This window comes from Haemophilus haemolyticus (assembly GCF_003490935.1).
GTDB lineage: Bacteria > Pseudomonadota > Gammaproteobacteria > Enterobacterales > Pasteurellaceae > Haemophilus > Haemophilus haemolyticus_M.
The window spans coordinates 1-3,890 of sequence record NZ_QQGD01000012.1; the positions used below are offsets into that span (position 1 = coordinate 1).

At 33.5% G+C, this 3,890-nt stretch carries 2 protein-coding genes; both read left to right on the forward strand.

What is annotated here, in order from left to right:
- Positions 1-849, forward strand: an 849-nt coding sequence (locus DV417_RS09245; protein ID WP_118879468.1) for an autotransporter outer membrane beta-barrel domain-containing protein, incomplete at its 5' end; no start/stop codon positions are given.
- Positions 850-1,017: 168 nt separating this feature from the next.
- A partial coding sequence (locus DV417_RS09250) for a pertactin-like passenger domain-containing protein (protein ID WP_204628266.1) occupies positions 1,018-3,890 on the forward strand: 2,873 nt, incomplete at its 3' end.

Genomic DNA, 3,890 nt, shown 5'->3' on the forward strand with positions numbered 1-3,890 from the left:
GAAATCCATTTTGATAAAACAGATTTAAAACCTCATAATGCTTGGATTAAACATGTTAATGGAAAATATACAAGTTTTGCCAATGACACCATCGGTAGTTTTAATACTCATTATTGGGGAATTAAAGCCGGTTTTGATTGGTTGAATTTAAGAAATAATTGGATTAATTACAACGGAATTTCAGTCGAGAATCTAAATGCTTCCACATACCCTAAACGTTTTGAAGGTAAAACAAAAATATCTGGTAAAGGCATTGGTATTTATTCTACCTGGTTAAATAAAAATAATGATATTTACATTGATTTAGTCGGTAAGATGATGTGGTATAAAGGAAAATACGACATTGTGAATTATTCTAATGAAAATATTAAATCAAATAATGCAAATATTAATTCTTACTTATTATCTATTGAGACTGGAAAAAGATCTTATCTTTTACAGAAAAAGGAAAAAGCATTTTATATTCAACCTGAAATGCAATTAATTTATCAATTTGTAGATGATTATACACTTCATTCTTCAAATGGTTTGAAATCAATGACTAAAAATTCAAATAGTTTAATTGGACGTATTGGATTTAGAGCCGGATTAGATTTTTATGGCGATAGTGTGTTAAGCCCTTATATTAAGCTTATGTATAATAAGGAATTTTTAGGCTCAGTCCTTAATGATCTAAATACAGCTAAAATAGAAATGAATAATAAGGATGATTGGTTTAATTACGGAGTAGGTATCAGCCATGAAAATAAGAAAAAAGGAAGACAGATTTACTTGGATGTTCAGCGTTCTAATAAACATCTAATTAGACAAGATTGGCAAGTTAATTTAGGATTAAGATACAGCTTCTAATTTGACTAGTTGAGATAAATCATTCTACGTTCTATGTTAATAGCCTTTCTTCGGAAAGGCTTTGGTTACATCTAGAATTTATATTTATTAAAAGTTATGAAAAATACAAATATATTACTTTGTTCATTTATATTCACATCATTATTGAGCAATGCTGAAGAGTATACGATGGATACAGTAGTTACTCGAAATAATTGGAAAACCATAAAAATCAATGATGATCTTGATATAGTAAAAAAGAATGGAGGGAAGATTATTGAAAATAACGATAAAAAAATTAAGTACGAATATACGTATCCAGATGGCACTGTATTAGGATCGAATGAAGATTTTTATGATGGTCATGGAAAAACTATAAGAATTATAGATAGTCAAAATATGACTGTTGAGGGAGATTATCGAACAAAACCAATTACAGAAACAACGATTGCATCTGATGGTACTATTCATTTTATTCGTCTAGATGATGCCTGGTGGGCTAGTGGGGAAGGAGTTTATGTTTATAATTCGAATGCATCATCGGTAGAGCGCTCTGAAACTATTTTGAATTTTGGTTCAAATGTTGACTTTGATATAAAGGCAAATTTCTCCACGTTTGCTTATACACCGCTATATGATGTGATTAACGCGGTAGCAAAAGGCAATCCTAATGAGATAAGCAAACCTGTATCAACGGTGAACTTTCTAAAGAAAGTGAAAATGAACAGTATCATCAAAACTCATCGTGCTCCACTTTCAATACCCGGTCCTATCAGTTATTTTAATCTTTATTCTAGTCAAACTAATGATGGTGGGGAAACTCATTTAAAGTTTAATGATGATGTAAAGTTAGAGGCAAAATCGATTGTTAAGGATTTAGCTATAGTCGGTTTTCGGTTTGACCATAAGCAGGAGAACAGAAATGATGAAACTTCATCAATAAATAAAATTGATCCTACAGAGGGTTCTTCTGTCAGCTTTGATGGGAATGTGGATAGTACTATATCTATTGATGCCGATACAAGAGCAACATTCTTGGATAATTCTAATGAGAATGGATACCTTCATATAGATTCAAAAAAAGGTAAGACATTTAAATCTACTGTTACCAATAGCTTCACGTCTGACAACAACTATCATGTTATAAATAATATATTTACACTGACCAAAAAGAAAGGGGTTAGTGAATTTAAATTTAATGCGAATACAGATTTGACAACTAGTTCGTTTAACAACGGGACTACAGCTGGCATTCGTATGTTTGCTTTGTCACAGGGGAAAAATCTACTGAAAATATCTGGTGATAAAAATAGTATTTCTACGACAGGAAAGGACTCTACAATTGGTATCTATACAACATACTCTGATGGTGGTGAAAATGAAGTAATAGTTGAAAATACTGATATGAAGACAGTATCTAACAGCGATCATGTAGTATATGGTATTTATATTTATAATGAAAACCAGGGAAAAACATCATTTGAGTTAAATAAAACTAATTTAACAATGGAATCTAATGAGGCTTATGGTATTTATCTTTCTAGAGATACTGATGGGGACTCTAATGAAAATGCTGAAAGTTCAATTAATTGGAAAGGTAAGAATACTATCCATTCAAAAGCTACTGGTATAGGATATGGTATATATATTGAGAAAAAGAAAGCTAATTTAGGGAAAGGGACAACGCTATTATCTGATGCCGGTTCTAGCATAGAGATAAAGTCCGAGTCCGAGTACGAGCATGAGTATGGTATTGGTATAGGTATTTCTCAAATACATTCCAATGCTCGTAATAAAACGAATACCACTTTCAATGGTGATGTCTCTATTGCTATGCCTGGTAATTGGCTGTCTAGAATAGGTGTGATTGCAACAACGGATTCTGAAGCCACTAGTGATACTTCATCTGATACTTCGTCCAATACTATTATTTTCAATAAAAAATTAAACATAGATGCGCGTGGAAATCAGTGGCATTCTGCCATTTCTGTTGTAGGTTCCAATACAAGTGTTACTGTGTCGGGTAAGGATAAGACTACGATTGTAGGTAATGTGTTTGCCGCCAATGGTGGAACGGTTGATATCAACCTATTGACTAAGGACTCTAATTTCATTGGTAAAGCAGACAACGGGGTGAAAGTAACATCAGATTTACATAGCGCTTATTATAATTGGGAAACGATCGATAAGTCTAACATCAACTCTAGAGGTACGATCAATGTGAAAGTAGATGGTGGTAATAATTATTGGGAAATGACTGGCAATTCTAACATCAATCGATTGGATCTATCTAATGCGGGAGAAGTTCGATTTGGCGATAAAGAGGTACCGCTTTCCTTAACTGTGGATACTCTAACAGGAACGGGCGGTGTATTCCGTATGGCTGGCAATGTGGGGTCAGGTTATTCAGGTTATACAGACAAACTCACCATTAAGTCTAGCAGTGAAGGGGAACATGGCATTCATTTCCAAAATATGGCAGATTCCAAATCTACGGGTACAGAAGTGTTGCAACTAGTGGAAAGTCGAGGAAAAGAGGATCACAAGGCGGTATTTTCATTACTTAATGAAGATAATCATGTAGCGGTTCCTACAGATGATAAAAAGCCTAGCCATCCTAAAGCTGTCATTGAAAAGGGAGCCTACCTATATACTCTGGGAAGACCTACGGATTCAAAAGTTGTTTTTATCAACGATTCGAACGTAAATAACTGGTATCTATTCCCTTATGAGGACGATGGTAAGGGCAAATTAACGCCTGGGGCAGAAAGTAGCCTAAGTTTTAGTAACACAATCTATCAAATCAACTTATTAAATACAGAAACATTAGTTCAGCGACTTGGAGAAATCCATTTTGATAAAACAGATTTAAAACCTCATAATGCTTGGATTAAACATGTTAATGGAAAATATACAAGTTTTGCCAATGACACCATCGGTAGTTTTAATACTCATTATTGGGGAATTAAAGCCGGTTTTGATTGGTTGAATTTAAGAAATAATTGGATTAATTACAACGGAATTTCAGTCGAGAATCTAAATGCTTCCACATACCCTAAACG